A 23,316-nucleotide genomic window follows, 5' to 3' on the forward strand; every position below is an offset into this window, starting at 1 on the left:
GGTGCCCTCTCGGCGCCGCCCCCTGCCCGCCAGGCGAGGTCTCAGCGGGGCGCGGGACGGTAGTCGTCGATCGCCCGCAGCGTGGCGGGATGCTCGAAGAGCTCGGCGAACACGTCGACGCTGGTGTCGATGCCGTGCTGGAGGCCGTGGTTGAGCCAGGTCTCGAAGAGTCCCTTCTGAGCGGCCGTCACCTCCGCGGTGTGCGCACCCAGCCGGGTGGCCAGGTCGACCGCGGTCTCGCGGAGTTCGGCGGGAGCCACGACCCGGTTGGCGAGCCCGGTGTGGGAGAAGTCGGCCAGCGGGTAGAGGTCGCCGGTCAGGATGATCTCCTTCGCCTTGGACAGGCCGACGTAGTGGTGCAGCAGGGCGGCGTCCACCACGGACGGGATGCCGAGGCGGATCTCCGGGAGGCCGAAGCGCACCTCGGGATGGGCGACCCGGAGGTCGCAGGCGAGGGCCAGTTCGAATCCCGCCCCGATGCAGAAGCCGTTGAGCAGGGCGATCGTCGGCAGCGGCGAGAGGCGAACCGCGCCGACGCACTCACGCACCCGCGTGATGCTCTCGCGGGCGGCGGCCGGGGTGGCCCCGGCGAAGGTGTCGGTGTGCATCCCTGCCGAGAACGCCCGATCCCCGGAGCCGGTGAGCACGATCGCCCGGACCTCCGGCCCGGCCGACCGCACCGCCGAGGTGATGTGGTCGAGATCCTCGACCCGCAGGGCGTTGCGGATCTCGGGCCGGTCGAGGGTGATCCAGCGGATGTCGGCCTCGTCCTCGATCAATGGCAGACCCATGCGGGCGCTCCTTCCCTCGCCGGCCGCTGAGCCGGACTCAGCCGATCCTACGAAGGTCGGGCAGGTCCTCGGCGATCCGGTCGAGCAGGCGGACATCACCGCGGTAGGGGTCGCTCGACCTCGGCCAGGCCAGGGTGACGTCGCTGAAACCGAGCGCCGCGGCCCGGCCCAGGTGATCGCGCAGGTGCTCGATCGACGTGGTGGTCTCGATGCGGGACTCCATGTTGAGCAGGCGCACGAACCCCGCGCCCGGCCCGGGGCCGGCGGCCAGGACGTCGTCCATCCGGCCCGCCAGCCGGCCGGTCTCGGCCCACCACTCGTCGTCCCCGACTCCCGAGGCACCGGGCATGCCCACCGTGACCCACCCGTCGCCGGCGCGACGGAACGACTCCGCCGCGAACCGCATGCCGCGTGGGCCGTTCGCGGCGATCAGGATCGGGGGTCGCGGGGACTGCGCCGGGCCGGGGATCATCCGGGCCCGAGTGACCTGGTACCACCGCCCGGACCAGTCGGTCACCCGCTGGGAGAACAGCCGGTCCAGCACTGCGGTGAACTCCTCGAAGCGATCGTGCCGGTCCCGGGGCCCCAGGTCGGGTTGACCCAGGACGGACGCGTCGTACCCGGGTGCGCCGGCGCCGACGGCCAGGTCGAGCCGGCCGCCGGAGATCACATCGAGGGTCATCAGGTCCTTGGCCAGCGGGACCGGGTGCCGGTAGTTGGGTGTGGTCACCAGGGTGCCGAGGCGGATCCGCTCTGTGGACAGCGCCGCCGCCACCAGCGTCGGGATGGTGGCATGCCACGGACCATCGGCCAGGGTGCGCCAGGCCAAGTGGTCGTAGGTCCAGGCGTGATCGAAGCCGTACTCCTCCGCCCGCGTCCAGCGCTCCCGGTCGACCACCCAGTCGAACTCCGGCAGCAGCACGATCCCGATCCTCATCCGTCACCTCCACGCAGGCCCCCGGCCGCACCGACCGCCCGTCCAGGCTAGGGCGTGCCTCCCCTTCCGGCAGCCGCCGACCGCTCATCCGTCGGCGGCGTACCTCGGGAGGGGTCCGTTCGTCCTGTCTAGACTGAGCGGAGTGAGCGCCCCCTCGAACCTCGGCCCCGAGCCCCGCTCGCGGGGAGGCCGTCCGAAGCAGGGGGACCCGGTGATCGACCGGGCGCTGCGACTGCTGGAGTGCTTCGACACCGACCGCCCCCGACTCACCCTGGGTGAGCTCAGCAAGCGGAGCGGCATCCCGCTCAGTTCCACCCATCGGCTCGCGGACCGGTTGGCCGCGTGGGGCGCCCTCGAGCGGGACGACGAAGGGCGCTTCACGGTCGGCCTCCGGCTCTACGAGGTCGCCTCGCTGGCACCCCGGGCGCACGGGCTCCGCGAACGGGCCCTCCCCTACATGGGCGACCTGGCCGAGGTGACCCGGCAGCACGTCCTGCTCGGTGTCCTGGACGGCGAGGAGGCGCTGCTCGTCGAGCGGCTCTCCGGGCACCGGGCGATCCCGGTGCTCTACCGGGTGGGTGGCCGGCTGCCGCTGCACTCGACCGGTGCCGGGCTGGTGCTGTTGGCCTTCGCCGACCGCGACTTCCGCGAGGCCTACCTCGCCCGACCGCACACCCACGAGCCCGAGCACACCCCGGTGTCAGCGCAGGACCTGCGCCGCCGGGTCGCCGACATCCGGCGCGAGCGCGTCGCCGTCCTCCACCGCCGGGTGCCCGAACCCCTGGTCACCATCGCGGCCCCCGTCTTCGGCGCGGACGAGGAGGTGGTGGCCGCGCTGTCGGTCATCGTGCCCGAGGAGTACGCCGAGGCGCACCGTCTGGTCGCCCCGGTGCACATGGCCACCCGCGCGATCTCCCGCACCCTCGGCGCGCGCCGGTCGATCGGGCTGACGTGACCGCGGCGGACCCCCTTCGACCCCCGAGCCGACGCGGTGGCCGGCCTGGTGGCCGGTGCCAGCGCCCGGGCGCGAGCCCGGGCGCATCCGGGGTCACCCGACGGGCTGCGTGAGCGCTCCACTCCCCCGGCGTACCGAGACTTCCCGACCCGTGGCGCGGAGCAGGGCGTCGAGGAGTCCACCGGCGTTCTCGCCGCGCCAGGCGACGTGCTGGTCGGGCCGCACGAGCACGAGACCCGCCTCCCATGCCTCGCCCGCGCCGATCCCGTCGGCTCCGCCGACCCGGCGCACGGTGAGCGGGATGCCGACCCGCTCGGCCGCCTCGACGACCCGCGCCAACTCCGCGTCCGGCAGGTCGCGCTGCTCGTCCACGAGCAGGGTGAACCCGTCGCCGAGCAGGTCGTACAGAGCCGACCCGTCGGGGAGCCAGTGGTGCGGCAGCAGGCAGCCCGGCGCGGCGGAGGCGACGTAGGTGACCGGGTGCGGCGCGGGTGCCGTGCTCCCGGCCGGCGTCACCAGCGGCGAGTCGGGGTAGGAGTAGCCCAGGACCAGACCCAGGGAGAGGAACTCGGACTCCTTGACCGCGAGCGCCTCGCCGGCACGACGGCGGGCGACGCGGCCGCGTTCGTCCTCCGCGTCCAGGGCGGGGTCGATGAAGTCGTCGGCGAGTGCGGTGCCGTTGGTCGCCGCATCGTCGATGGTACGGCGGGCGACGGGGCGCCGCTCGGCCTCGTAGCTGTCCAGCAGGTCCGGTCCGGCCCAGCCGCGCAGTTCCGCGGCGAGCTTCCAGGCGAGGTTGGCGGCGTCGCCGATGCAGGTGTTGAAGCCGTGCCCGCCCCAGGGCGGGTTGGCATGGGCGGCGTCACCGACGAGGAACGTGTCGCCGTGCCGGTACGTCGGCGAGAGCAGCATCCGGGCGGTCCAGGGATCCTCGGCGAGGACGTCGAGGTCGACCGTCCCGGCCGCCGGGCTACCGATGAGCTCGCGCAGGATCGTGTCCCTGGGGACGCCGGCGAAGGCCGGGGCGTCCGCGTCGTACCCCTGGATGATCGCCCACCAGAGCCCGTCCTGGTCCATCTGGCCGACCATGCCCGCGTAGCGGCGTCCCACGACCCAGTACTGCACCGCGGGAGCGAGCTCCACCAGGTCGGCCAGCCGTTCGGAGCGGAACAGCAGGCCGAGGTTCGACTTGCTGGCCGACCCGCCCTCCAACCGGACCCCGAGTCCGCGTCGTACCGCGGAGGAGATGCCATCGGCGCCGATCAGGTAGCGGGCCGAGATCCGGTGGACGCCGCCGCCGGCCCCGCGGAGGGTCGCCCGGGTCCGCCCGGTTGCCACGCCTTCGGCCGCCTCGAAGGAGACTCCGAGGACCAGGCTCACCCGGTCGCTCTCCTCGGCCGCCTGCCGGAGCACCTGCTCGACCACCGGTTGGGCGACCTGCTGGCCGCATTCGGGCTGGTGCGGGTAGGCGCCGTCGTACAGCTGGAAGGCTTCGGGGAACCGGGTGAGCTCGTGCCCGGTGAGCGCGGTGCAGAACGCGACGCTGTCGGAGTAGGACACCGGCAGTGGGGCAGCCGCCCGGAGCCGGTCGGCGAGTCCGAGGCGGCGCAGGTGGGTCATCGTGCGGGCGTTGGTGGTCTTGGCCCGCGGCCGCAGCCAGTCGAGCTCCTCGCGCGGCTCCACGACGACCGAGCTGATCCCGCGGTGGGCGAGGTCGAGGGCCAGGAAGAGGCCGCTCGGGCCGCCGCCCGCGATCAGGACGTCGGTCTCGTCGGGCAGGGGGGTCAGACCGTGGTGCAGGGTCAACGGAGGATCTCGCTGTTCTGGGACGGGGATTCGGGACGGGGTCGAGCAAGGGAGGCCGACGGCGCGGTGCGCGGGACGAACAGCATCAGCAGTCCGCCCAGGAGCGCGGTCAGTGCGAACGCGACCGCGGTGGCCGTGAGCGGCTGGGCGAATCCGACCGCCCAGGCGCCGAAGGTGGGGCCGATGATGCCGCCGAGGCGGCCGACCCCCAGGGCCCAGCCGAGCCCGCTGGCGCGGGCGTGGACCGGGTAGAACCTGGCGATGAAGTCGTTGAGAATGTTCTGGGTACCGAAGCCTCCGAAGCCGGCCAGCAGGAGCAGCACGACGAGGGGTGCCGTCGCCGGCTGCAGCGAGACCACCAGCAGCGCGGCCGCCGCGACGACGAAGCCGACCACGACCACCGGCTTGGGGCCGACCCGCTCGGCCACCACGGCGGCGACCACCGTGCCGATCACCGCGCCCAGGCAGTAGACCAACAGGAACTGGATCGAGGAGCCCAGCCCGTAGCCGGACCCGCTCATCGCCTGGGGCAGCCAGGTGGTGATGCCGAAGACGGTGAGGAGGCTGCAGAACGTGGTCCCCCAGATCAGCAGGGTCGGGAGCAGCATCGGCCCCGACACCAGGGTGGCCACCGAACTCCGTCGCGCCCCCGTGGCGGACGGCCCCTCCGAGCCGATCGCCGGTGCCTGCAGTCCGTACGCCGCACGCACCCGCTCGGCGGAGGCAAGGTCGCCGCGGACGGCCAGGAAGCCTGGGGATTCCGGGAGCAGCCGGACCAGGAACGGCACCACCAGCAGCATCGACCCCGCGAGGGCGTACACCGGCCGGAATCCGTGCTCGGGCACCAGCCACGAGGCCAGCAGGCTGGCCAGCACCATGCCGACCGGCGGCCCGGTGAGGACCAGACCCAGCGTGCGGGACCGCACGGCCGGGTCGGTGAACTCGCTGGCGAGGGCGACCGCGGTCGGCAGCAGGCCACCGACCCCGACGCAGGTGAGCACCCGGAAGGTGACGAAGAGGCCGACGCTCGGGGCCAGAGCGGTGAGGATCATGCCGAGGGAGAAGGCGGTCACGCTGAGGATGAAGATCCGCCGGCGGCCGACCCGGTCGGTCAGGGTGCCGGCGAGCAGCGAACCGACCAACATCCCGGCCAGGGCGAGACTGCCGATGTGCCCGGCTTGATCGGGGGTGAGCCGGAAGGGCTCACCCCCGATCAGGGCCGGCAGGGTGGCGCCGTAGGTCATCAGGTCGTACCCGTCGGCCACCAGGCACAACCAGCACAGCACGTACACGGGGATCCTCGAACGATGGCTGGTCGGCATGGTTCTCCTCGACGGGATGCGGTGGGATGCCGTGGTCTGCGCCACAGCACGACCCGAGGGTGGCGGCGATCACAGTCAGCGAGAACCCCGGTTTCCGATCATCGGGAGAGCTGGCCCGCCTCAGGCCTCCTCAGACCTCCTCGGCCACCCGCGGGCGGGACGGCCCGGTCACGCCGTCGCCCCTCCGGGAGCCACCGGCACGCCGGCCAGCTCGGCGCGGGCAGAGCCGGCCACCACGTGGTTGCGCAGCACGCCCAGCTTCTCCACCTCGACCTCGACCACGTCGCCGGGCTGCATCAGCCACGGTGGCGTGCGTGCGTAGCCCACGCCGGACGGCGTACCGGTGGCGAGCAGGTCCCCAGGACGCACGGTGAAGGTGCGCGAGATCAGCGCGAGGGTGTCGCCGACGGTGTAGACCATCTCCTCGGTGCTCCCCTGCTGCACCGTCTCGCCGTTGACCCGGGTCTCCACCCGCAGCCCCTCACGGAGGTCGCCCACCTCGGCGGCGGGCACCATCGGACCGAGCGGCCCGGAGCGGTCCGCGTTCTTGCCCAGAATCCACTGCGAGGTGAGCTTCTGGGCGCGGCGTGCGGTGACATCGTTGAAGGTCGAGTAGCCGAGCACGGCGGCCAGCGCGTCCTCCGGCGAGGAGTCGACGAGCGTCTCTCCGACCCAGGCGACGATCTCACCCTCCCAGTCCAGCCCGGCCTCGTCGGCGGGCACGGGGATGGCGGCTCCGTCCACCGTCAGGGAGGCCGGCCAGCGGGCGAACAGAGTGGGGTACTCCGGCAGTTCCTCGCCGGCGAAGGTCCCCTCGGCGACGTGCTTGAGGTAGTTCAGGCCGATGCAGATCACCCGAGCGCCGGGCAGCACCGGCGGGACCAGTTCGACGTCGTCGACAGCCACCCGCTCGGACGACACGGACTCCGAACCGGCCCGGTCCAGCATCGCCGCCGGCGCAGCCCAGAACTCCTCGAGCCCTGCGATCACCGCGACCTCGCGGCCGTCCTCACTCAGCTGTCCAACCTGCACCGAACCGTCGGCGCGGCGGAACCCCACCATGCGCGTGGTCATGACGTGTCCTCACTCTCGCGTTCCAGCGCCGGGACCGGCGCGACATTCACACTAAAACATTTAGATGGTTTGTGGTAGAACTGGGGTCGTGGCCACGACCCGTCCCGTCCTCGGCGATCTCAGCACCGCAGCGGCGCCGTCCCGTGCCGAGCAGCTCGCGAGCGCCGTCGAGCGACGCATCCGCGAGGAGTCGCTCGCGCCGGGCTCCCCGCTCGGCACGCTCGAGGACCTCCAGGGCGCCAGCGGCTACTCGCGTCCCACCGTCAACGAGGCGGTCCGCGTGCTGCGGGACCGAGGCCTGGTCCGGATCAAGCCGGGACGTGGCGGCGGACTCTTCGTGGCCGAGCGCGGCCCCGTCGTACGCCTGCGGCACACGCTGCTGGCCGTCGACGAGGAGCCGACCACCGTGACCGAGGCGATCGAGCTGCGCGACCACCTCGAGCTCCTCATCGACCTCGGTGCCGCCCGCTGCCGTACCGAGCGGGACGTCACGGCCCTGCGCGCCCTGCTCGCGCGGATGGCCGAGGCATCCGACTGGGCCGGCTTCATGGCCGCCAACTGGGCCCTGCACGAGCGGATCGCCGCCGTCTCCCCCAACGCCATGGCCCGCGCCGTGTACGTCGGGACACTCGGCCACCTCTCCAGCACCTCGGCGGCCTACGACGAGGGCCCCGACTCGCGCGCCTATCGCGCTAGACGCCACCAGGCCCATGTCGACCTGGTCGCGGCGATCGCCGACGGCGACGAGCAACGCGTCCGTACGGCGGTCGAGCGCCATGCCACACCGTCCTGAGACAGATCAGGCCCCGGGAGGCGCCAGCCGGTCCCGACCGCTCAGCGGTCGTAGTCCTGTGTCGTAGTCCTCAGGTTTCCAGTTCCACCCAGTTCCGTATCAGGGAGTCAGCCACATGTCGGAGTTCCGTAGCTACCTCTATCCCCCCGGCCACCCGCGCATCGCCGACCTCGTCGGCGTGGATGCCTACGCCTACCGCGACCTGGCCCGCGAGGATGATTTCACCGGCGGCCTGATCCGCGGCTGGACCCCGCTCTACCGCAACCCCTTCGTCGGCGTGACCGAGGAGGGCACCGTGCGCGAGGGGCTGCACCCGTTCGAGCCGGCCCGGCCCGGCGAGGAGGCGCCCACCAGCGGCATGGTCGCGGCGGCCGAGCATCTGCTGGGTCTCCTCGACGAGGCGACCAGCGCACGGCTGCGCCATGCCGTGGACGCCGTGGAGTGGCAGACCTGGGCGAACCCGGAGTTCATGCAGTTCGACACCGGCCTCCGGCTCGACCAGCAGCCGGAGGAGGTGCGGGAGGCCGCCCTGGCCCTGGTGCGGGCCTCGCTGAGCGAGGAGGGGTATGAGATCACCCGCCGGATGATGCTGATCAACGGCTTCCTCGGCGACGTGGTCGGGCTGCCCGAGATCCTCAACGACTTCAGCTACAACATCGCGCTCTACGGCACTCCTGACCAGCACGCTCCGTGGGGCTGGCAACTGTTCGGTCACCACGCCGCGCTGAACTGTCTGGTGGTCGAGGGCCGGATGAGCCTGAGCCCGGTCTTCCTGGGGGCCGAGCCGGACCAGATCGACGAGGGGCCCCACGCCGCCACCGGCTCGCCGTTCGCCGCCCGGATCGCCCCGGCGATCGAGCTGATGGCCGCGCTACCCGAGGACCAGCGGCGCGCGGCGGTGGTCTATCAGCAGATGGTGGACCCGGCGATGCCCGAGGGCCGGGTCCACCCCGGCGACGAGCGCCATCTGGCCGGTGCCTTCCAGGACAACCGGGTCATCCCGCTGGAGGGCACTCCCGTCGCGGCGATGCCCGAACCGGCCCGCCGGCTGATCCTCGACCTGCTCGAGGAGTTCCACCGGCTTCTGCCTGCGGGGCCTCGCGCCGCCCGGATGCGGGAGCTTGAGAGCCACCTGGAGGAGACCTGGTTCAGTTGGATCGGCGGGCACGCTCCCGGGGACGTGTTCTACTACCGCATCCAGTCCCCCGTGGTCATCGCCGAACTCGACCACCATTGCGGTGTCTTCCTCGACTACGACCAGCCCCAGCCCTTCCACATCCACACCGTGCTACGCACCCCGCACGGCAACGACTACGGCCGGGCCTGGGTGCGGCAGTGGCAGGCGGCGCACGACTGACCCCAACGGTCCGGCGCAGCGGTCCCGCGCACGCGATCCGGCCAGCGCGGGCCCAGGGACACCATCTGGGTCATTTCCCATGTACGCCGCCCGCCGGATCCGGCAGGCTGGGACCGTGACCCAGGAACCAACGGTGGCCGCCCACGCGACCGATCTGCGCAAGGTCTACGGCTCCGGCGACTCGGAGGTGCACGCCCTGGACGGGGTGAGCATCGAGCTCCGGGCCGGCGAGTTCACCGCGATCATGGGCCCCTCGGGCTCCGGCAAGTCGACGCTCATGCACTGCCTGGCCGCGCTCGACACACCCTCGGGCGGCGAGGTGGTCGTGGACGGCACCGCGCTGTCGAGTCTGAGCGACAAGGCGCTGACCCGGATCCGTCGGGAGCGGATCGGGTTCGTCTTCCAGGCGTTCAACCTGATCCCGACGCTGACCGCCGAGGAGAACATCACCCTCCCCCTGAGCCTGGCCGGTCGCAAGCCCGATCCGGCGTGGTTCGACCTGGTCGTGGACACCGTCGGCCTGCGGGACCGGCTGGACCACCGCCCCAGCGAGATGTCCGGTGGCCAGCAGCAGCGCGTGGCCTGCGCCCGGGCGCTCATCGCCCAGCCCTCGATCGTCTTCGCCGACGAGCCCACCGGCAACCTGGACAGCACCTCGGGCGCGGAGGTGCTCGGTTTCCTACGCCGCAGCGTCGACGAGTTCGGGCAGACGATCGTGATGGTCACCCACGACGCGGTCGCTGCGTCGTACAGCGACCGGGTGGTGTTCCTCGCCGACGGCAAGTTCGTCGATGAGATCACCGCCCCGAGCCGGGAGGAGATCCTGGCCCACATGGCCGAGCTCCACGCCCCGACCGCACCGGCCTCCCCGACCGCCCCGACCGTCTCGCCGGAGGGCGAGGCGGACGCGCCGCCCGCCAGGAACGAGTAGGACGTGCTGCGCCTGACGCTGCGCAACCTGTTCGCGCGCAAGCTGCGGCTGCTGATGAGCGGCCTCGCGATCGTGCTCGGTGTGGGGTTCCTGTCCGGGGTCCTGGTCTTCAGCAACGGGCTCTCGACCACCTTCGACCGGATCATCAACGGCTCCACACCCGATGGCCTGGTGCGCGCCGAGGGCGGCGAGTCGTTCTCCGGCGGCGCCCTGGGCACCGCCACCGCCACCCTCGCGCCGGGCGACGTCGAGGCGTTGGCCGCGCTGCCCGAGGTCGAACGCGCCGACGGTGGTGTCGACGGCTTCGGGATGAGCCTGCTGGCCTCCGACGGGTCGCTGGTCGGTGGGACCGGCGCACCGACGCTGGCCTTCAACCGCAACGAGGCGCCGAACATGGCCGGGGAGCCCATCCTCGAGCTCACTCAGGGAGCCTGGCCCGACTCCTCGACCGAGGTGGTGCTGGACGACGCCTCCGCCGACCGGGGTGGCTACGCGCTGGGCGACCAGGTCCGCCTGATCGCGCCGTACGGCGAGCTCGAGCGTGCTGCGACCCTGGTCGGCACCGCCGAGCTCAACGGCGGCGGCACCGCCGGCGCCACCCTGCTGGTCTTCGACACCGAAGGGGCGCAAGAGCTCTTCCTGGACGGCCAGGACCGCTACACCTCGGTCAGCCTGACCGCCGCCGAGGGCGTGTCCCAGCAGGAGCTGGTGGATGCGGCCGAGCGGGTCGTCCCGGACGGGTTCGTCGCGGTCTCCGGCGATGATGTGGTGGAGGAGTCCGAGGACGCGATCGGGGCCTTCCTCGACGTGATCTCGACCTTCCTGCTGGTCTTCGCCGTGATCGCGGTCGTCGTCGGCGGGTTCATCATCGTCAACACCTTCACGATCCTGGTCGCCCAGCGCACCCGTGAGCTCGCTCTGCTCCGGGCGCTCGGAGCGTCGCGGGGCCAGGTGACCCGCTCGGTGCTGGTCGAGGCCGCGGCGCTGGCCCTGCTCGCCTCCACGGTCGGCATCCTGCTCGGCTGGGCCCTCGCCCGCGGGCTGGCGGCGGTCTTCCGTGCGGTCGGGCTGGACATCGCCGGCGGTGCCCTGACCCTCACCCCCGGCGCCGTGCTCACCAGTTACGCCGCCGGCCTGCTGGTGACCCTGGTGGCGGCCTATCTGCCGGCGCGCCGGGCGGGCAGGGTCGCCCCGGTAGCGGCGATGCGGGTCGACCAGGTGATCCACAAGGGGTCCTTGCGCCGTCGCACGCTGTACGGCGCGATCGCGCTCGCGGTGGGTGCCGGCTTCGTGGCCGCGGGGCTGGCGGGCGCCCCGAACGGCACCCTTCTGATCGGGATCGGCGCGGTCCTGTGGATCCTCACCGTCGCGGCGATCAGCTCCGTGGTCGGCAGGCCCGTGCTGATCGCCTGCCGCGCGGCGTTCGGCCGCCTCTTCGGCACCACCGGCCGGCTCGCCGGCGAGAACGCGCTGCGCGACCCGCGCCGTACGGGTGCCACCGCCTCGGCACTGATGATCGGCCTGGCGCTGGTCTCGACGATCGGGGTGCTGGCGGCCTCGCTCAACACCTCCGTCGACGACCTCGTGGACGAGGAGTTCACCGCCGACTACCTCGTGCAGAGCACCGCCTTCATGCCGTTCTCGACCGAGATCGGCGACCGGATGGAGCAGGTCGAGGGCGTCGAGACGCTCAGCCGGCAGCAGTGGGCGGGGGCGACCCTGGACGGGGACCTCGTCGTGGTGTCGGGCAACGACGACGCCTTCACCGACGTGTACGACCTCGATGTTCTCGAGGGTGACCCCGAACTCGGGCAGAACGGCGCGCTGGTCTTCGAGGAGACCGCCTCCCGCCACGGTTGGCACCCCGGCGACTCCTTCCGGCTCTCCTTCCCCGGCGGAGCCGTCGCCGAGGTCACCGTCGCGGCGGTGATCGCGGAGAACCCGTCCACCTCCGACATCTCGGTGCCGCTGGCACTGCTCACCCGGGAGGGCCTCACCCGGCAGGACAGCACCCTGAGCATCCTGGTCGAGGACGGCGCCGACCGCGCGAGCGTGGAGGCCGATCTGGAGGACGCGGTGGGTGCCGCACCGGTGGTCGGTGTCTTCGACAAAGAGAGCTTCGCCGAACAGATCCGCGGGCAGGTCAACCAACTCCTCTACATGATCTACGGCCTGCTCGCGCTGGCGATCGTGATCGCCGTGATCGGCATCGTCAACACGCTCGGCCTGAGCGTCATCGAACGCACCCGCGAGATCGGTCTGCTCCGCGCGGTGGGCCTCGATCGGCCGAGTCTGCGTCGGATGGTCACCCTGGAATCGGTGGCGATCGCTGTCCTGGGGGCCGTCCTCGGCCTGGTGCTCGGCGTCGCGATCGGCACGATCCTGCGCCAGCAGTTGCGCGAGGACCTCACCAGCCTCGCCATACCGATGGGCCAACTGGCCGCCTTCCTCGTGATCGCCGTGATCGTCGGGGTCCTCGCCGCAGTCATCCCGGCCATCCGAGCGGCCCGGCTCAACGTGCTCGAGGCCATCGCGGAGGAATAGGCGGCAACGGCGGTCGCACGCCACCGGTCGCCGGCAACCCCCGGGTCACCTTCGCGGGACCTTCGCCTCGGCCCGCAGGCGTCCTCACGCCTGTCAGACTGGTCTGCGTGACCCGGGCCGTCGTGGGGCTGTTCGTGCTGGTGCTCCTCACCGGCTGCTCCGGGGAGGACGCCGAGGACGCCGGCTCCGGATCGGCTCCCGCGGTTCCGCCCGCCACGGCCACCGCCGCGCCCGCCCCGCCGTCCGCCCGGCCGACCGCCCCACCGACCGCACCACCGACCGCACCACCGACCGAGACCAGCACGCCCGCAGCCCCCGAGCCCCCGCTCGTCCGGCCGGGGGACGCCCGGCCGGCGACGGCGATGGCCGCGGTGCGACACCTCGCCGGGGCGATCGGGCCGCGACCCGGCACCTCGGCGGCGTACCTCCGTGCGGCCCGGTGGACGACGGCCGAGTTCGGGCGGTACGGGTGGCGGGTGCGCGGCCAGTCCTTCCCCACGCCGCCCGGGGTCTCCTGGGGCGTACCTGTGCGCGGCGGCGACTCGATCAACCTGATCGCGACCCGCGGGAGGCTCCCGCCGGGCCGGAGGTGGCTGCTGGTCGGCGCCCATCTCGACACCGTGCCGCAGGCACCGGGCGCCGAGGACAACGCTTCCGGCGTGGGTTCGCTGCTCGCGGTGGCCGAGGCGCTCGCCGACCGGCGGACCAGCCTGCCGGTCGTGCTGGTCGCCTTCGGCTCCGAGGAGCCCCGCGGGCCCGGGGACGACGACCACCACTACGGCTCCCGGTTCTACGTCGATTCCCTCTCCCCCGCCCGGCGCCGCAGCCTGCGCGGCATGGTCTCCCTGGACCGGGTGGGTGTGGGCGGCGTCCTGCCGGTCGGCGCGGCCGAGGGTCGCAACCGGGTCGCCCGCGAACTGCTCGCCGCAGCCGGCCGGGCCGGCGTGCCAGCGCGGTTCGAGGGTGAGCAGCGCTCCAGCGACCACTGGTCCTTCACCCGGGCCGGCCTCCCCGCCGCCCGCCTCGGCAGTACGCCGTACGCCGACTACCACTCCCCCGGCGACGTGCCCTCCGTGGTCGATCCCGACCAGCTCGACCGCACCATCCGCACCACGCTGGCCTGGCTCGCCCGATGATTCCCGGCCGAGGGCTCCAGGGAGGGCTCACGGTGCCCACCGGCCCGAGGAGGTGCCTCGTAGATCGGCCAGGATCTCTTCGGCGCGGGCCCCACGCACCACCCGCGGCGCGAACGTGCCGGGCGTCATCGCGTAAGGAACGAACCGGATCCGCCGCAGTTCACCACCGCGCCAGGTCGTCTCCAGCACGATGCCCTGCATCGTCTCGGCCATGAAGTCCATGTCGAAGACGAAATTGCCCAGCGAGTGCACCACCGGCACCCCGCGGACGCTCTCGACGCCCTGCACCCAGTGGGGGTGGCCGCCGACCACCAGGTCCGCGCCGGCCGCGACCAGCCGCCGCGACACCGCTCGCTGGATCGGTTCGGGCTCGTGGGTGTACTGCGTGCCCCAGTGGGGCAGCACGATCACCGCATCCGCCTGCCGGTCCGCCTGCCGGATCACCCGGGCGAGGTGGGCGAGGTCCGCCCGGACCAGCGGGCCGGTCCGCGGCGGCATCCGGACGCCGAGGGCTCCCGCGTCCGTGCTGGTGGCGCGGGGCGTCTCGCCGATCGCGTTGAAGCCGAGCAGAGCGAACGTCGTACCGCCCACCCGGAGGTACGCCGGCCGGCTCGCCGCCACCAGATCCCGACCGACCCCGAACGGCACGATCGGGCTCTCCCTGATCCGTGCGACCGTGTCGAGCATGGCGCGCCGGCCGTAGTCGCCGGAGTGGTTGTTGGCCAACGACAGCGCATCGAACCCGGCACGCCGCAACGGCCCCAGCACGGCCGGCCCGGAACCGAACGAATCATCGCCCTGGGTCGGGGCGCCGTCGGTGGAGAGTGTCATCTCCAGGTTTCCCACGGTGAGGTCCGCGTTGCGCAGTCGGGGCGACATCGGGGCCAGCGCGTCCGACGCGTCGGGCACACCCCGGGTGAGCATCAGGTCGCCGACCAGGGTCACCGAGACCGGGCCCCGCGGCACCGAAGGGGGCGGGGGCTTGATCGCCTCGGGTGAGTTCGCGGGCAGCGGGTCGGGTGGTGGCACCGCCGGCGCGGACGACGTGCTCGCCCCGGGGGAGGCGGGCGGAGACGAGGAGTCGCCCGGCGTACTGGTCGTACAGCCGGTCGAGCAGCCGGCCGCCAGCGCGCCGATCACTGCCGGGAGCATCCAGCCGGGTGCGCGCATCGCTCCACGGTACGGCGCCCGGCTGTGTCCGGCTCGCTGCGGCCGCTCGCCTCGGGCCGCGGGTGGGTTGTCACCCACCCGGGGCACTCAGGCGCCGGTCACAGGTTGATCGTGACCTTGCCCTTGCTGCGAAGCGAGGTCACCAGCTTCTGCGCGACCTCGTTCTGCTTCTCCGACTTGGCCTGCTCCACCAACTGGGAGCGGACCTTGTCGAAGGCGGGGAGTCCGCCCTTCTGGCCGCTGGCCTGCTGCTGCTTCTTCGCCTGGTCGTAGATCTTGTGCAGCTCGGCGTCGGTCGGCTTGGCGTCGCCGCCCTCCTTGGCGAGCAACTGCTCGATCTCCTTCTGCTCGCCCACCTCGGTGCGCACCTCGTCCGCGTCCATGCCCTGCTTCTTCAGCGCTGCGAGGAACTGGTCCGCGCTCTTCAGCCCGTTCTGCTTCGCCAGGTCGGCCAGGGCCGTCTCCACCTCGTCGGCGGAGGTCGTGAAGCCGCGCCGCTCGGCCTCCTGGGTGAGCAGGAGGGTGCCGACCATGGTCTCGGCGACCTGCTTCTTCAGCTGGTCCTGGTCGACGGGCGAGCCGGACTGCTGCGCCTGGGTGGAGGCCTGTTGGAACTGGCTCTCATACATCTGGCCGAACTCGCCCTTGGAGATCTTCTCCCCGTTGACGCTGGCCACCACGTCCGGCACACCGCTCAGGTCCGCCTTCGCAGCCTCCGGCGAGGAGGATGCCGAGGCCGACCCGGACTTGGCCCCACCACTGTCACCGCTGTCGTCGCCCCCGCAGGCTCCGGCCCCGAAGAGGACCCCTGCCACGAGCAGGCCCGACACTGTCTTCTTGATCGAGTTCATGCGCATCGGTCCCACCGTGTCACACGAGCCAAACCGGCCCCTCATCCTCGATCCGGCGAGACCCACCCCATGCCCGGCCCGGCCCGGCACGCACGTACGGCGGCCCCTCGACCACCGGGTCGAGGGACCGCCGTACGTGAAGGCTCCTCCGGGACCACCGCCCGGGACTGGGACCCGGGACCAGGACCCGGGACCACGGCCCAGTGACTACGGGACGGGCTCGAGCTCCGCGTAGTCGCCGACCCGGCAAGCCAGCAGGCCGAGGTGGTGGTTGCCGTCGCCGAAGAGGTGGTCGAGGGCGGTCAATCGGCTGGTGTAGGCACCGATGCTGTACTCCGCGGTCATGCCGATGCCGCCGTGCAACTGGATGGCCTCCTGACCGACCTGTCGGCCGGCCCGGCTGATCCGCAGCGACGCCCGGGCCGCCGCCTGGGCGACAAACTCGTCGGTCGACGACTCGGCCAGCACCATCGAGGCCCACACGGCCACACTGCGGGAGAGCTCGAGCTGGACGTAGAGATCGGCCGCACGGAACGTCAGCGCCTGGAAGGTGTTGAGCGGGACGCCGAACTGCTTGCGGCTGGTGAGGTACGACGAGGTCGTGTTGATCGCGACCTCCATCAGCCCGATCGCCTCGTTGGCGGCCGCGATCCGGGCCCCGTCGAGCACCCGAGCGATCACGCCGGTCCTGTCCTCGGCCGCCCCGAGCGGGGTCGCGGCGGCGCCGTCGAGGACGACCCGGGCGGCCCGCCCGCCGTCGTGGGTGCGGTAGCCCTCGCGGGACACGCCCTGGGCGGACGGGTCGACCACGAACAGGCCGGTGCCGCCCTCGGGCAGCGCCGCGCTCACGATCAGGACGTCGGCCCGGGCGCCCTGGATCACCGGCTCCTTGGTGCCGGAGAGCGTCCAGGTGTCCCCGCCGTCGGTCGCGGTGACCACCGACGCGGTCGGCTCCCAGCGGGAGCCGGGCTCGGCGTGGGCGAAGGCCACGATGCTCTCACCGGCGGAGATGCCGCCCAGCAGCTCGGTCTTCTGCACCTCGGTGCCGGCCGCGGCGATCGCGCCACCGGCCAGCACGACCGTGGTGAGGAACGGCTCGGGCGCGACCACGCGGCCGAGCTCCTCGGCCACGATCCCGACCTCGATCGCGCTCGCGCCCATGCCGCCGTACTGCTCCTCGAAGGGCAGGCCCAGCAGGCCCATCTCGGCGAGCTGGCCCCAGACCTGCTCGCTGAAGCCGGGGTCCGCGGCGACCGCACGGCGCCGCTCCTCGTAGTCGGAGTAGGCCTTGCCGATCAGGCCGCGGACGGCCTCGCGGAGGGCCTGCTGCTCGTCGTCGTAGTTGAAGTCCATCGTTGTCCCCTCAGAGTCCCAGGATGGTGCGCGAGATGATCTGACGCTGGACTTCGTTGGAGCCGCCGTAGATCGTCGTCTTGCGGGTGTTCAGGTACGCCGGCGTCGACCGCCGGGCCCACAGCGGGACCGTCGAGTCGTCGTCCGCGCCGCTGGCCAGCGAGGCCGGACCGGCGAGGTCGACGGTCAGCTCGGTGACCGCCTGCTGCAACTCGCTGCCCTTGAGCTTGAGCACCGAGGAAGCCGGGTCGGGCTTGCCGTCCGCGGAGTTCGCGGCCACGCGCAGCGCGGTGAGCTCGAGCGCGAGCAGGTCGGTCTCGAGCTCCACGAAGCGCGTGGAGAACTGCGGGTCGTCCAGGAGGGTGCCGTCCCCGACCTTGATCGAGGCTGCGAACTCCTTGGCCTGAGCCAGGCGCGCCTTGGTGGTGCCGACCCGGGCGATGCCCACCCGCTCGTTGCCGAGCAGGAACTTGGCGTAGTCCCAGGCCCGGTTCTCCTCGCCGACCAGGTTCTCGACGGGCACGCGTACGTCGGTGAACCAGACCTCGTTGACCTCCTTGCCGCCGTCGATCAGCTCGATCGGGCGGACCTCGAGGCCGGGCGACTTCATGTCGATGAGCAGCATCGAGATGCCGGCCTGCTTCTTCACCTCCGGGTTGGTGCGGACCAGGGTGAAGATCCAGTCGCCGAACTGCCCGAGCGTGGTCCAGGTCTTCTGACCGTTGACGACGTAGTGGTCGCCGTCGCGGACCGCACGGGTCTTCAGCGAGGCGAGGTCGGAGCCCGCGTCGGGCTCGGAGAAGCCCTGGGACCACCAGATGTCCATGTTGGCGGTCGCGGGCAGGAAGCGCTCCTTCATCTCCTGCGTGGCGAACTGCGCGAGGACCGGGCCGATCATCGAGGCGTTGAACGCCAGCGGCTCGGGCACGTAGGCCCGCTGCAACTCCTCGTGCCAGATGTGCTTCTGCATGAGGGTCCAGTCCTTGCCGCCCCATTCGGTCGGCCAACTGGGCACGGCCAGGCCGTTCTCGTTGAGGATCCGCATGCTCTGGACGAGCTGCTCACGGGTGAGTTCGCCGTTGTCCCGGACGACGTCGCGGATCTCCTGGGGGATCTTCGTCGTGAAGAACTCCCGCAACTGGTCTCGGAACTCGGCGTCCTCGGCTGACAGGGTCAGCTGCATCGGTGCACCTCCTGCTTCAGGGATGGTCAGTGGCCGGATCTGATCATGGCGCGCCCGAAAAAGCGACCGCTCAGTAAGTCAGACAGATCACATCAAACCTTACGCCCAGTACCCCCGCGCACGCACCCGGTCCCAGAGGGACATCGCCGACCTCGTCGTACCCTCGCCCACGACTTCGCGAGTCCGCTCGGCGCACCCATCGGGAAGGCCGGTGTGGATTCCGGTCCGCGTTGGGTACGCCGTCCCCATGGAAGCCTCGATCCACCCCGACGGCCGCGGCCGTCGTGGGCGTGCGTGTGCGGTCCATTCCGATCAGGCCGGGGCGATTCGTCGACCAGCGCCGGCAACCGTCCCGAAGGAGCATCGCCATGCCCACTGTCGCTGATCACCTCCTGACCCGGCTGAGGGACTGGGGAGTCACGCAGGTCTTCGGCTACCCCGGCGACGGGATCAACGGGATCCTCGGCGCCTTCTCCCGAGCCGATGACCAGCCGCGCTTCATCCAGAGCAGGCACGAGGAGATGTCGGCCTTCGAGGCGGTCGGCTACGCCAAGTTCAGCGGCCGGCCGGGGATCTGCCTGGCGACCTCCGGCCCCGGTGCCATCCACCTGCTCAACGGGCTCTACGACGCCAAACTCGACCATGTCCCGGTCGTGGCGATCGTCGGGCAGACCAACCGCAGCGCCATCGGCGGCTCCTACCAGCAGGAGGTGGACCTGCTCAGTCTGTTCAAGGACGTCGCCAGTGACTACGTCCAGATGGTCACCGTCCCCGAGCAGTTGCCCAATGTCGTGGACCGGGCGATCCGCATCGCGACGGCTCGACGCGTGCCCACCGCCGTGATCGTCCCCAACGACGTCCAGGAACTGGACTACTCCCCTCCGACCCACGACTTCAAGATGGTCCCCTCCAGCCTGGACATCACCATGCCCCAGGTCTCACCCGACGACGCGGGAGTACGCCGGGCGGCCGACCTGCTCAACACCGGGGACCGGGTCGCGATCCTGGTCGGTCAGGGCGCACGGGGCGCGGCCGCCGAGATCGAGGAGGTGGTCGGCCTCCTCGGCGCAGGTGTGGCCAAGGCACTGCTGGGCAAGGACGTGCTCAGCGACGAACTCCCCTGGGTCACCGGATCGATCGGTCTCCTCGGCACCCGCCCGAGCTACGAGATGATGCGCGAGTGCGACACGCTGCTCACCGTCGGCAGCAACTTCCCCTACAGCCAGTTCCTGCCGGAGCTCGACCAGGCCCGCGCGGTCCAGATCGACGTCGATCCCTCGTTCATCGGGATGCGCTACCCCTACGAGGTCAACCTGGTGGGCGACGCCGCCAGGACCCTGCAGGCCCTGATCCCCCTGCTGAAGCACAAGCCGGACCGCAGCTGGCAGGACACGATCGTCGGCAACGTCCAGCGCTGGTGGGAGGTGATGGACGCCGAGGCCCGGGTGAGCGCGGATCCGGTCAACCCGATGCGCATCTTCAGCGAGTTCTCGGCGTTGTCGCCCCCCGACGCGATGGTGACCGCGGACAGCGGCTCGGCCGCGAACTGGTACGCCCGGCAGGTCAGGTTCCGTGCCGACATGCGAGGCACCCTGTCCGGCACGCTGGCCACGATGGGGCCGGCGGTCCCCTACGCGATCGGCGCCAAGTTCGCGCATCCGGACCGACCGGCGGTCGCGTTCGAGGGTGACGGCGCCATGCAGATGAACGGGCTGGCCGAGCTGATCACCATCTCCCGCTACTGGCAGGGCTGGAGTGACCCCCGACTGGTCGTGGCGGTGCTGCACAACAACGACCTCAACCAGGTCACCTGGGAGCTCCGCGCGATGGGCGGGACCCCCAGGTTCGTCGAGTCCCAGGCACTCCCGGACGTCGACTACGCCGGCTTCGCCGCCGGCTGCGGGCTGGGCGCCCTGTCCATCACCGACCCGGAGGACCTAGCCGAGGCGTGGCGGACGGCGCTGTCCGCCGACCGGCCCTACGTCCTCGATGTCCGGTGCGATCCCGACGTACCGCCCATCCCGCCGCACTCCGACCTGGAACAGATGACGGCGACCGCCAAGGCGCTGATCAAGGGCGACACCAGCCGCTGGGGCGTCGTACGCGAAGGCATCAGGATCAAGGCCCAGGAGTTCCTTCCGGGCCGGAAGGACGAGTCGTGAGGAACGACGGCCCGCGAGAGCGGCGCGCCGATCGGAACGGTGTGTCGAGGTGGCGGTGTCGTCTGTTCGGCCATCAGGTGAGGTTCTGGGCCCAGGACGGCTCGCTGTGCTGGGCCTGTGCCCGGGACTGCGGTCACCAGGGCTCGAAGGGGTACGACCGCTCCGAGGACGCGGCTCGGTACGCGACCGCGTTCAACCGGCGCGACACCGAGGCCCTGGGACGGCGTGCTCCGCTGATCGGCCTGCTGCCGCTGCGGGTGGCACGCTGGCTCAAGCCGACGCCCTCCCCCACCGGCTCGGGCTCGACGGCCACAGGGTCGAGCAGGGGGCGGTCGTGAGCGGGGCCGCCGAACTCGGCACGATCGAGACCAGGATCCCCGGGCGACTCGATCGACTGCCCTGGTCCCGCTTCCACTGGCGGGTGGTGCTGGGACTGGGCTGCGTCTGGTTGCTGGACGGGCTCGAGGTCACGATGGTCGGCAGTGTGGCCTCCCGGCTGACAGAGAGCGGCAGCGGGATCGATCTCTCAGCCGGTCAGATCGGCGTCTCCGCCGCGATCTACATCGTCGGCGCCTGCCTCGGCGCCCTCTTCTTCGGGCAGCTCACCGACCGCTTCGGACGCAAGCGCCTGTTCATGCTCACCCTGGGCGTCTACGTCGTGGCCACCGTCGCGACGGCGTTCGCATTCGCTCCGTGGTTCTTCTATCTGGCCAGATTTGTGACCGGGGCCGGCATCGGCGGTGAGTACGCCGCCATCAACTCCGCCATCGACGAGCTGATCCCCGCCCGCGTGCGCGGCCGGGTCGATCTGATCATCAACGGCTCGTACTGGCTGGGCGCCACCTGCGGCGCCGCCCTCGCGGTGGTGTTGTTGAACACCGCCTGGTTCGCGCCTGACCTCGGCTGGCGGCTGGCCTTCGGCCTGGGCGCGGTGCTCGGCTTCGTGGTGCTGCTGGTGCGGCGCAACGTCCCGGAGAGTCCGCGCTGGCTGTTCATCCACGGTCGTGAGGAGGAGGCGGAGCGGATCGTCGACGACATCGAGAAGGAGGTGCGCCGCGAGACCGGGGACGACCTGGCGGAGGTCACCGAACGGCTCCCGGTGCGCCAGCGCCGGACGGTCAGCTTCCGCCAGATCGCCCAGGTAGCGTTCACCAAGTATCCGCGCCGCGCGGTGCTCGGCCTGGCGCTCTTCGTCGGGCAGGCATTCATGTACAACGGGGTCACCTTCAACCTCGGCACCTTGCTGAGCACCTTCTACGGGGTCGCCTCGGCGACGGTCCCGGTGTTCATCGTGATCTGGGCCCTCGCCAACTTCCTGGGCCCGGTCACCCTCGGCAGGTTCTTCGACACGGTCGGGCGTCGACCGATGATCTCGCTGGCCTACCTCGGCTCCGCTGCCGTGGCCGCCGTGCTCGGCGTGTTCCTGGCCGTGGGGCCGGACAATGCGTGGTTCTTCCTGGCCATCCTGGTCCTGTGCTTCTTCCTCGCCTCCTCGGGCGCGAGTGCGGCGTACCTGACGGTCAGCGAGATCTTCCCGATGGAGACCCGCGCGCTGGCGATCGCCTTCTTCTATGCGGTCGGAACGGCCGCGGGAGGGATCGTGGGTCCCCTGCTGTTCGGGCAGTTGATCGAGGTCGGGGACCGAGGCGTCATGGCGATCGCGTTCTACGTCAGCGCCGGCGTGATGGCCCTCGGCGGCCTCGCCGAACTGTTCCTCGGCGTCCGCGCCGAGAAGGCCGAACTCGAGGACATCGCCAAGCCCCTGTCCGTCGAGGAGGCCGAGCAGGAGGGGCCGGGCACCGCGGAGCAGTGACCACACGGGTTCGGGTGCGTCCCGGTCCCGGCGCCCGCACCCGTAGGGAGCCCTCTGCGTCTCACCGAGCCTTGCGCCACCACGATCCGCGTCCGCGGGTGCGGCCCTCCCCGGACACCCGCTCGGGATCGTTCTGGACCTCACGCCCCCGGCGTCTGTCCGCCACGGCGGCGAGGACCAGCAACACCGCGACGGCGATCAGGACCACGACCATCACTACGACCATCTTCGACATCTCTTACCTCCTGGGCGTGCCAGTACCCGATGGCGCCTGTGTCAGACAGGCCCGTCCATGTCTGCCGGGATACTGCGGATCCCTCACCGGGGCGGGCGGGTGCGCTGCGGGCGAGTACGGGGTCCCCGCTGCGGCGGCGTACCCGACTGCTCCGCCTCCCGACGCCAGGGTGTGCCTCTGCGACGAGAGGGCTCTGGCCGCCGGGGTGACGGTGGCTCGACCGCGCTCGCGCTGGATCCTCCCCCGGCCCCCGGGGCCGAGGGCTGGTTCGGGTCCTGACGCAGCCGGACGAGATGTCGGAGGCCCCGCCGGTGCGCTTCGGCCCGGCCGTTCTCGACGGCCTCCTGGACGGACTCGAACTCGCCGGGGAGCTGATCCCCGTCCCTGACGCGATTGCGCCACAACCCTCGGACGAAGTAGGTCTCGACCAGACCACGATCCATCGTTCCGCTCCTCGGTGCTGCCCCGTGCCCCCGGGGGACCCGTGCAGTACCCGATTCGGGGGAGGATCACACTGCGAGCGGAGAGGAATTCCGAGCGAGGTGCATCTCCCCCACGCCGCACGCACGGTCGCAGGCCCCGCTCGGCCTCGCGTCGTCGCCGCCCAGGTGCCCGCGAGTGTCCACGGCGGATTCGGGTACGGCGGGACCATGGACGAGATGAATCAGGATGCCGCTCGCGGCGAAGCCCTCCGTCGCGTGCTCGAACGGGTGACGGCCTGGCAGGAGACGGCGCCCGAGGGAACCATCGGCACGGAACTCGACAGGGCTCTGCGCGAAGCCGGCGTGACGCTGACCGACGACCAGAGGGAACTGGTGATCGGGCAGGTCAGCGCCGGCGAGCGCGTCGACATCGAGATGCTCCAACCCCGGACCGGCGAAGGCGGCCCGGCCTGACCAGCGA

Annotated in this window: 20 protein-coding genes; 10 read left to right on the forward strand and 10 right to left on the reverse strand. The window is 71.7% G+C overall.

The genetic code is table 11. The annotated features are described in order from the left end of the window. Positions 1–41 precede the first annotated feature (41 nt). Together G515_RS22010 and G515_RS0116680 are read right to left on the reverse strand one after the other, a co-directional pair. Positions 42–791, reverse strand: a complete 750-nt coding sequence (locus tag G515_RS22010; RefSeq protein ID WP_051218499.1) for an enoyl-CoA hydratase/isomerase family protein — start codon at positions 789–791, stop codon at positions 42–44. Between the two features lie 37 nt (positions 792–828). Next, positions 829–1,728: an LLM class flavin-dependent oxidoreductase gene (locus G515_RS0116680; protein WP_028661065.1), complete on the reverse strand. Its 900-nt coding sequence runs from the start codon at positions 1,726–1,728 to the stop codon at positions 829–831. 142 nt (positions 1,729–1,870) lie between these two features. Between G515_RS0116680 and G515_RS0116685 the strand changes: the two genes are divergently transcribed. Continuing rightward, on the forward strand, positions 1,871–2,683 hold the full coding sequence (locus G515_RS0116685) for an IclR family transcriptional regulator (RefSeq protein WP_028661066.1): 813 nt from the start codon (positions 1,871–1,873) through the stop codon (positions 2,681–2,683). Positions 2,684–2,776: 93 nt separating this feature from the next. On the opposite strand, the gene G515_RS22015 is transcribed toward G515_RS0116685, so the two are convergent. The 3 genes from G515_RS22015 to G515_RS22020 all read right to left on the reverse strand — a co-directional run bounded on the left by G515_RS22015 (position 2,777) and on the right by G515_RS22020 (position 6,885). Then, entirely contained in the window at positions 2,777–4,489 is a 1,713-nt protein-coding gene (locus G515_RS22015; protein WP_211221067.1) for an FAD-dependent monooxygenase, read from the reverse strand. Continuing rightward, a complete protein-coding gene (locus G515_RS0116695; protein WP_028661067.1) occupies positions 4,486–5,811 on the reverse strand; it encodes an MFS transporter in 1,326 nt (441 codons plus the stop codon). The genes G515_RS22015 and G515_RS0116695 overlap by 4 nt, the downstream gene beginning before the upstream one ends. 168 nt (positions 5,812–5,979) lie before the next feature. Further along, positions 5,980–6,885 (reverse strand): fumarylacetoacetate hydrolase family protein, encoded by a 906-nt coding sequence (locus G515_RS22020; RefSeq protein ID WP_051218500.1) that lies wholly within the window; start codon positions 6,883–6,885, stop codon positions 5,980–5,982. A gap of 88 nt (positions 6,886–6,973) precedes the next feature. On the opposite strand from G515_RS22020, the gene G515_RS0116705 reads away from it, so the two are divergent. The 5 genes from G515_RS0116705 (at position 6,974) to G515_RS22030 (ending at position 13,646) form a co-directional block, all read left to right on the forward strand. After that, complete coding sequence (locus G515_RS0116705) at positions 6,974–7,678, forward strand: FadR/GntR family transcriptional regulator (protein WP_028661068.1); 705 nt, start codon at positions 6,974–6,976, stop codon at positions 7,676–7,678. A 115-nt stretch (positions 7,679–7,793) separates the two neighbouring features. Then, positions 7,794–9,035 carry a DUF3500 domain-containing protein gene (locus tag G515_RS0116710; protein WP_028661069.1) on the forward strand — a complete coding sequence of 414 codons (1,242 nt, stop codon included), beginning with the start codon at positions 7,794–7,796 and terminating at the stop codon, positions 9,033–9,035. 79 nt (positions 9,036–9,114) lie between these two features. After that, on the forward strand, positions 9,115–9,966 hold the full coding sequence (locus G515_RS22025) for an ATP-binding cassette domain-containing protein (protein ID WP_084653668.1): 852 nt from the start codon (positions 9,115–9,117) through the stop codon (positions 9,964–9,966). A 3-nt stretch (positions 9,967–9,969) separates the two neighbouring features. Beyond that, the gene (locus G515_RS0116720) at positions 9,970–12,510 is read left to right on the forward strand and encodes an ABC transporter permease (protein WP_028661070.1); all 2,541 of its coding nucleotides are present in this window, start codon (positions 9,970–9,972) and stop codon (positions 12,508–12,510) included. Between the two features lie 107 nt (positions 12,511–12,617). Next, positions 12,618–13,646, forward strand: coding sequence for a M28 family metallopeptidase (locus G515_RS22030; RefSeq protein WP_051218502.1), 1,029 nt, complete (start codon positions 12,618–12,620; stop codon positions 13,644–13,646). Between the two features lie 27 nt (positions 13,647–13,673). On the opposite strand, the gene G515_RS22035 is transcribed toward G515_RS22030, so the two are convergent. From G515_RS22035 to G515_RS0116745, 4 genes are all read right to left on the reverse strand, one after another. Beyond that, the gene (locus G515_RS22035; RefSeq protein WP_051218503.1) at positions 13,674–14,816 is read right to left on the reverse strand and encodes a CapA family protein; all 1,143 of its coding nucleotides are present in this window, start codon (positions 14,814–14,816) and stop codon (positions 13,674–13,676) included. Positions 14,817–14,914: 98 nt separating this feature from the next. Next, positions 14,915–15,673: a SurA N-terminal domain-containing protein gene (locus tag G515_RS0116735; protein ID WP_051218504.1), complete on the reverse strand. Its 759-nt coding sequence runs from the start codon at positions 15,671–15,673 to the stop codon at positions 14,915–14,917. Positions 15,674–15,874: 201 nt separating this feature from the next. Further along, a complete protein-coding gene (locus G515_RS0116740) occupies positions 15,875–17,020 on the reverse strand; it encodes an acyl-CoA dehydrogenase family protein (protein WP_028661072.1) in 1,146 nt (381 codons plus the stop codon). 10 nt (positions 17,021–17,030) lie between these two features. Further along, entirely contained in the window at positions 17,031–18,203 is a 1,173-nt protein-coding gene (locus tag G515_RS0116745; RefSeq protein WP_028661073.1) for an acyl-CoA dehydrogenase family protein, read from the reverse strand. A gap of 368 nt (positions 18,204–18,571) precedes the next feature. Here G515_RS0116745 and G515_RS0116750 point away from each other — a divergent pair, with 368 nt between their 5' ends. The 3 genes from G515_RS0116750 to G515_RS0116760 all read left to right on the forward strand — a co-directional run bounded on the left by G515_RS0116750 (position 18,572) and on the right by G515_RS0116760 (position 22,178). Next, positions 18,572–20,365 carry a thiamine pyrophosphate-requiring protein gene (locus G515_RS0116750; RefSeq protein WP_211221068.1) on the forward strand — a complete coding sequence of 598 codons (1,794 nt, stop codon included), beginning with the start codon at positions 18,572–18,574 and terminating at the stop codon, positions 20,363–20,365. A 77-nt stretch (positions 20,366–20,442) separates the two neighbouring features. After that, the gene (locus tag G515_RS22040; RefSeq protein WP_211221069.1) at positions 20,443–20,703 is read left to right on the forward strand and encodes a hypothetical protein; all 261 of its coding nucleotides are present in this window, start codon (positions 20,443–20,445) and stop codon (positions 20,701–20,703) included. Continuing rightward, positions 20,700–22,178 (forward strand): MFS transporter, encoded by a 1,479-nt coding sequence (locus tag G515_RS0116760; protein WP_028661075.1) that lies wholly within the window; start codon positions 20,700–20,702, stop codon positions 22,176–22,178. The genes G515_RS22040 and G515_RS0116760 overlap by 4 nt, the downstream gene beginning before the upstream one ends. 61 nt (positions 22,179–22,239) lie before the next feature. Here G515_RS0116760 and G515_RS23365 read toward each other — a convergent pair whose 3' ends face one another. Beyond that, entirely contained in the window at positions 22,240–22,413 is a 174-nt protein-coding gene (locus G515_RS23365; protein ID WP_157571158.1) for a hypothetical protein, read from the reverse strand. A gap of 650 nt (positions 22,414–23,063) precedes the next feature. Here G515_RS23365 and G515_RS0116770 point away from each other — a divergent pair. Then, the gene (locus G515_RS0116770) at positions 23,064–23,309 is read left to right on the forward strand and encodes a hypothetical protein (RefSeq protein ID WP_157571159.1); all 246 of its coding nucleotides are present in this window, start codon (positions 23,064–23,066) and stop codon (positions 23,307–23,309) included. Positions 23,310–23,316 lie beyond the last annotated feature (7 nt).

Origin of the sequence: Nocardioides insulae DSM 17944 (genome assembly GCF_000422825.1) — a bacterium.
Taxonomy (GTDB): Bacteria; Actinomycetota; Actinomycetes; order Propionibacteriales; family Nocardioidaceae; genus Nocardioides; species Nocardioides insulae.